Annotated in this window: 5 protein-coding genes; 4 read left to right on the top strand and 1 reads right to left on the bottom strand. The window is 68.2% G+C overall.

Going from position 1 to position 6,228, the window contains the following annotated elements; translation table 11 throughout:
• Positions 1–91 precede the first annotated feature (91 nt).
• Both E4L96_RS21130 and E4L96_RS21135 read left to right on the top strand, forming a co-directional pair.
• Positions 92–2,044, top strand: coding sequence for an APC family permease (locus E4L96_RS21130; RefSeq protein WP_135209196.1), 1,953 nt, complete (start codon positions 92–94; stop codon positions 2,042–2,044).
• Between the two features lie 33 nt (positions 2,045–2,077).
• Positions 2,078–2,836, top strand: coding sequence for an SPFH domain-containing protein (locus tag E4L96_RS21135; protein WP_135209197.1), 759 nt, complete (start codon positions 2,078–2,080; stop codon positions 2,834–2,836).
• 37 nt (positions 2,837–2,873) lie between these two features.
• Here E4L96_RS21135 and rhlE1 read toward each other — a convergent pair whose 3' ends face one another.
• Positions 2,874–4,133 carry an RNA helicase RhlE1 gene (gene rhlE1, locus E4L96_RS21140; protein WP_135209198.1) on the bottom strand — a complete coding sequence of 420 codons (1,260 nt, stop codon included), beginning with the start codon at positions 4,131–4,133 and terminating at the stop codon, positions 2,874–2,876.
• A 439-nt stretch (positions 4,134–4,572) separates the two neighbouring features.
• Here rhlE1 and E4L96_RS21145 point away from each other — a divergent pair, with 439 nt between their 5' ends.
• Positions 4,573–5,835, top strand: coding sequence for a sensor histidine kinase (locus tag E4L96_RS21145; RefSeq protein WP_135209199.1), 1,263 nt, complete (start codon positions 4,573–4,575; stop codon positions 5,833–5,835).
• On the top strand, positions 5,828–6,228 hold a 401-nt coding region (locus E4L96_RS21150; protein WP_135209200.1), incomplete at its 3' end, for a LytR/AlgR family response regulator transcription factor. The genes E4L96_RS21145 and E4L96_RS21150, both read left to right, overlap by 8 nt.

The raw sequence follows: 6,228 nt of genomic DNA on the forward strand, positions 1-6,228 counted from the left end.
CGGCGTTTACGGCGCCTGCGGCCTTCTTTACGGCTATTTTCAGGGCCCGCCGCTATCGTGGCCTCATGTTCCTCCTGCCGGATTACCGACCATGATAGCCACCCTCCGCGCCACCCTGCTGGGCAAGCCCCTCGATCCCCTCAAAGCCGAGACCCGCCATTCGCTGGCGCTGGTCGCCTTCCTGGCTTGGGTAGGACTGGGGGCGGACGGGCTGTCCTCATCCGCCTATGGGCCGGAAGAAGCGTTCAAGGCGCTCGGCGCCCACACCCACTTCGGCCTCTACCTGGCGCTGGCCACGGCGGCCACGGTCTTCATCATCTCGCTGGCGTACAACCAGGTGATCGAGCTGTTCCCCACCGGCGGGGGCGGCTACCGGATTGCGACCGTGCTGCTTGGCCCCTACGCGGGCCTGGTGTCGGGCGCCGCGCTGGTGGTCGACTATGTACTGACGATCGCCATCTCGCTGGCCGGCGGCGTGGACGCCGTCTTCTCGATGCTGCCGCTCGCCGCGCAGCAGTACAAGCTGGGGACGGAGCTGGGCGTGGTGGCGCTGCTGGTCTGGCTGAATTTGCGGGGCGTGAAGGAATCGATCCGGGTGCTGCTGCCCATTTTCCTGGGCTTCGTCCTCACGCATACGGTGCTGATCGTGTACGGGGTGCTGGTGCATGCGCACGCGATTCCCGCCCTTCTGCCGGACACGCTGGCCGAAACCAGCGCGCTGGCCACCGAACATTCGTGGCTGTACACGGTGGCGCTGCTGCTCAAGGCCTATTCCCTGGGCGGCGGCACCTACACCGGCATCGAGGCGGTCTCCAACAACGTCAATGCGCTGGCCGAACCGCGGGTCCGCACCGGCAAGCTCACCATGCTGTACATGGCCTGCAGCCTGGCCTTCACGGCGGGCGGAATCATCCTCCTGTACCTGCTCTGGCAGGCCGTGCCGGCCGAGGGGCAGACGCTCAACGCCGTCGTCTTCAAGTCCGTCCTCGCCCACAGCGGCCTGTCCGGCAGCACGCTGGCGCTGGCGCTGACGGCCACGCTGGCGTTCGAGGCAGGGCTCTTGCTGGTGGCCGCCAACACCGGCTTCCTGGGCGGGCCGGCGGTACTGGCCAACATGGCGGCCGATTCCTGGGTGCCGCACAAGTTCCGCTACCTCTCGACCCGGCTGGTGACGCAGAACGGCATCCTGCTGATGGGCGCCTCCGCGGCCGCGGTCCTGTGGTGGACACATGGCCGGGTAGAACTGCTGGTGGTCCTGTACAGCATCAACGTGTTCCTGACTTTCAGCCTCTCGCTGGCAGGCCTGTGCCGCTACTGGATGGGACAGCGCGGTCAGCGCGGGTGGGGCGGGCGGCTGGCCCTGTCTGCCACCGGCCTGCTGGTCACGGCGAGCATCCTGGTGGTGACGGTCAGCGAGAAGTTCTTCGAAGGCGGGTGGGCGACGGTGCTGGTCACCACGCTGGTGGCGCTGGCCTGCCTGTGGATCCGCGCGCACTACCGGGCGACGCGGGCTCGCATCGCGCAGGTGGACGCGGTGTTCGCGCAGCAGCCCTTGGGGGATGCGGTGGGCACGCCCGAGCCTGACCCGCGGGGCCAGACCGCGGTGTTCATCGTCGGGAGCTCGCGCGGCGGCGGACTGCATGCGCTGCTGTGGGTCCTGCGCATGTTTCCTCACCACTTCCGCAACTTCGTGTTCGTGAATGCGCGCACGGTGGATGCGCAGGCTTACGGGGCGGCGGGCGAGATCGAGCGACTGCGCGCCGAGGCGCAGGCCACGCTTGACGATTTCGTGCGCTTCTGCCACAGCCACGGCATGCCTGCGACGTCCTATCTCGGCTTCGGCACCGATGCGGTGGACGAGCTGACGGCGCTGTGCCACCGCGTTCGGGCGGACTATTCGAACGCGATCTTCTTCACCAGCCGCCTCGTGTTCGAGCGCGACAGCCTGCTGACTCGCTTGCTGCACAACCAGGCGGCCCTGGCGATCCAGCGGCGCCTGCATTTCGACGGGCTCCAGATGATCATCCTGCCGATGAAGCTCTGAGCCCCCCTATTTTTACTTTCGAAAGGAGCTGCCATGCTGGTATTTGTTCTGATTGCGGCCTTGGTCCTGCTGCTGGCCGCCACCGGCCTGCGCATCGCGCGCCAGTTCGAGCGCGCCGTCGTGTTCCGCCTCGGCCGCCTGCAGCGGGTGGCCGCGCCGGGCCTGTACTGGATCATCCCACTGATCGAAACGCAGGTGACGGTGGACCTGCGCACCATTACCGCCTCCGTCATGCAGCAGGAGACCATCACCAAGGATAATGTGCCGGTGAAGATCGCGGCGGTGGTGTGGTACCAGACCATCGACCCGGTCCGCGCCGTGGTGGATGTGCGCGACGTGGACGGTGCCGTGATCCAGGTGGCGCTGACGTCCCTGCGCAGCCTGATCGGCCGTCACACGCTCGACGAGGTGCTCAAGGACCAGGAACAGCTGGCGCGGGTCCTGCGCGAAGCGATCGACGGGGCCACCGAGCCCTGGGGCGTCAAGGTCTCGCGCGTGGAGATGCGCAATGTGGAGATTCCCGAGTCCATGCAGCGCGCCATGGCGCAGGAGGCCGAGGCCTTGCGCGAGAAGCGGGCGCGCATCATCAAGGCGGAGGCCGAGCTGGAGGCCGCGGCGAAGCTGAAGTCTGCCGCCCAGCTGATCATGGAGAATCCGGCGGGCCTGGAGCTCCGCCGCATGCAGATGGTGACCGAGGTGGGCGCGGAGCAGAATACGACCACCGTGATCCTGATGCCAAGCGAATTCGTGGAGATGGCGCGCGGGATCGGCGCGCTGGCCCGCCGGGCTTGAGGTGGCGCCACCGGCGGACCGGCAGCGCACTTGCTGGTCAGGGACAGCGGAAGCGCACGTCCTCCTTGACCTCGACGCCCGGCATGCGTTCGGCCTTGGACTTCTTGGGCTTCTTCGGCTTCTTCACCAGTTCGCCCTTGGCGTTGGTCTCGGGGACGCGGTGTGCGGCTTGGTAGCCGGGTTCCTCGCTGCGCTTCAAGGTCTGCCTGGTGAGGGCTTCGATGGCCCCAAGCTGCGGGGCTTCGTCCGCGCAGACTAGCGACAGTGCTTCGCCGCTGGCGCCCGCGCGGCCGGTGCGGCCGATGCGGTGGACGTAGTCTTCGGCCACGATGGGCAGGTCGTAGTTGACCACCAGCGGCAGGTCGTGGATATCCAGCCCGCGGGCGGCAACGTCAGTCGCCACCAGAACGTCCACCTCCCCTGCCTTGAAGCGCTCCAGCGCGCGCAGGCGCGCGGGCTGGGGCTTGTCGCCGTGGATGGAGTCGGCGGCGATGCGGGCAGCCTGCAAACGGTCCACCAGTTCGTCCACGCCCTTGCGCGTCTTGGCGAAGACCAGCACCTGCTTCCACTGGCGGCGCTGGTACAGATGCAGGAAGAGCTCCGGCTTGCGCTTCTTGTCCACGGTGATGACGGACTGGGTCACGGTCTTGGCGGCGACGTTGCGCGGTGCGACGTCGATGGTCAGCGGCTCGCGCAGCAGCTTGGCGGCCATGGCGCGGATCTCGTCCGAAAAGGTGGCGGAGAAGAGCAGGGTCTGGCGCTGTTTCGGCAGCAGGGCGAAGACCTGATCGAGTTCGCGCGCGAAGCCCAGGTCCAGCATGCGGTCCGCCTCGTCCAGCACCAGCGTGGTGACCTGGTTGAAGCGCACGGCGTTCTGGCGCTGAAGGTCGAGCAGGCGGCCGGGCGTGGCGACCATCAGGTCCACGCCCTTCCGCAAGCGCATCATCTGCGGATTGATGCTCACGCCACCATAGGCCACCATGGTCCGCAGCGGGACGGCGGCGCCGTACTTCTGGAAGCTCTGGTGGACTTGTTCGGCCAGTTCGCGCGTCGGTACCAGCACCAGCGCGCGCACACAGTTGCTGGAGACTTGCGGGCCTTCCATCACGAGCCGCTGCAGCAGGGGCAGGGCGAACCCGGCAGTCTTGCCGGTGCCCGTCTGCGCGGCGGCCAGCAGGTCGCGGCCCGCCAGCACGGCGGGAATACTCTGCGCCTGGACCGGCGTGGGCGTGCGGTAGCCGAGGGTGTCGAGCGCGGACAGCAGGGAGTCGATCAGGCCGAGGGAAGCGAAAGTCATGGGCGGCAGGCGGCTGGCGCGGCGCCAGCCGGGGCGAGTGAACGGAAGGCCCGCATCTTACCAGCCGCGCCGCGCGTACCCAAGGCGCGGGTCGCGGGGGCGCGCGGTCAGGCGCGGGCGCTCACCGTCGGCTTGGTCGGTTCGTGTTTGTCGCCGCAGGCGGTAAGGCCGGCGAGGGCGAAGGCGCAGGACAGCAGCAGGGCCAGGCGGGGCAGCAGGGTAGGCATGACAACTCCTTGTGGCGTGAGGGATGCGACCGATCGTAGCGCGTTCGCCCGGGTGGCGGCGCCGGACTGGCCGCAGGGAGCGCCAGAGGGCGGATTGATGGTGCTGGGGACCGGTTTTGTCGCCGGATAGCCCGTTCCGTCGGATAATGCCGGGATGTGGCAGGCGGGCTTGCTAAGGTTTAGCCATCGCCAACCCTCACTATGGATTTGACATGATCGCCAGTTCCTTCCTCGTACTCCGTCTCGCCGCTGCCTGGCTGGCCATTTACATGGTCATCACCATCACCATCGCCGAGCTGTTCTTCGCCGGTACCGACGTCAACCCCGGCGGGGTGATCGTCTTCGGCGGCTTCGCCCTGGTCGGGGCCATCATCAGCATCGCGGTGTCGCACCTGGGCCGGGTGCGGCTGCTGGCCTCCCAGTGCAATGCGGCGTCGCTGTCCAACCGCCAGCGCCGCCAGATCGAGATTCCGTTCGACGCCAGCGACGCCTGGAGCATGGTCGATGCGGCCATCCGCGAGCTGCCGGGCGCCCACGACATCGAAAGTGCGCGCGACAGCCTGCAGGTGCGCGCCAAGGTCACCCACGTCGATCCCTACCGCCACGGCGGGGACGCGGAGGGCAAGCGCCGCCGGGTGCGCCGCAACCAGATTCTCGCCACCATCACGCCGAACGGCGATGCGGGCAGCGTGACGCTGGTGTGCGAGCCGGAGCGGCCTACCTGGACCGACGCCTTCCTGGTGGACGGCGGCACCAACCTGGAAAACGCGGAAGCCATCGTGCGGGCCCTGACCCGGCGCGTGGCCGAGCGGCGCCGCGGCGAGCAGGTGTCCGTCGAGAAGACCGTGATGGAGAAGGAGCTGTCGGAGGCGCGCCTGTCGCTGCTGCATGCGCAGGTGGAACCGCACTTTTTGTATAACACGCTGGCCTCGGCCCAGCTGCTGACCCGCACCGATCCGCCGCGTGCCGACGAGATGCTGGGCAACCTGATCTCCTACCTGCGCCACTCTCTGCCGCGCGACGGGCAGTCCCTGTCGACGGTCGGCGAGGAGCTGGAGCGGGCCCGCGCCTATCTCGACATCCTCAAGATCCGCATGGGCTCCCGCCTGAACTTCCAGATCGAGGTGCCGGAGGAACTGATGTCCGTGCTGCTGCCGCCGATGATGCTGCAAACGCTCGTGGAAAACGCCATCAAGCATGGGCTGGAGCCCAAGACCGGCGGCGGCACGGTGTGGGTGCTGGCGCGGGCCTTCGACCAGTCGGTCTCGATCACGGTGGCCGACGATGGCCGCGGCTTCTCGGCCGAAGGCGGGGGCACCGGCATCGGCCTGCGCAATGTGCGGGAACGCCTGCGGCTGGCCTTCGGTGCTGCGGCCTCCTTCGCGATCGTGGCCAACTTCCCGAGCGGAGTGGCGGCCACCATCACGGTGCCCAATTCCACTCATCCTGCCATGAAGGGAGAGGTTCATGCTTAAGTGCGTGGTCGCCGAGGACGAGACCCTGCTGCGCGACGCCTTGGTGCAGATGCTGGGCGAGGCCTGGCCGGAGCTGCAGATCGTGGCGGCGGTGGAAGACGGCGCCGCGGCGCTGGAAGCCATCGCCGAGCACCAGCCGGACGTCGCCTTCCTCGATATCCGCATGCCGGGGCTGACCGGGCTGGAAGTGGCGCAGGCGCTGGCCAACGCCAGCCCGCATACCCAGGTGGTGTTCGTGACGGCCTATGACCAGTATGCGATCGACGCCTTCGACAAGGGCGCGGTGGACTATCTGCTCAAGCCCGTGGCGCGCGAGCGGCTGGAGGCGACCATCCGCCGCATCCAGGACCGGGCCGGCAAGGACGCTGCGGCGCTGGCGGAGCTGCTGGCGCG

Origin of the sequence: Zemynaea arenosa (assembly GCF_004614185.1) — a bacterium.
Lineage (GTDB): Bacteria > Pseudomonadota > Gammaproteobacteria > Burkholderiales > Burkholderiaceae_D > Telluria > Telluria arenosa.

Bases quoted from the DNA above. Each gene is read 5' to 3' on its own strand.
- E4L96_RS21130 (WP_135209196.1), top strand. From the start codon at position 92: ATGATAGCCACCCTCCGCGCCACCCTGCTGGGCAAGCCCCTCGATCCC.
- E4L96_RS21135 (WP_135209197.1), top strand. From the start codon at position 2,078: ATGCTGGTATTTGTTCTGATTGCGGCCTTGGTCCTGCTGCTGGCCGCC.
- rhlE1 (WP_135209198.1), bottom strand. From the start codon at position 4,133: ATGACTTTCGCTTCCCTCGGCCTGATCGACTCCCTGCTGTCCGCGCTC.
- E4L96_RS21145 (WP_135209199.1), top strand. From the start codon at position 4,573: ATGATCGCCAGTTCCTTCCTCGTACTCCGTCTCGCCGCTGCCTGGCTG.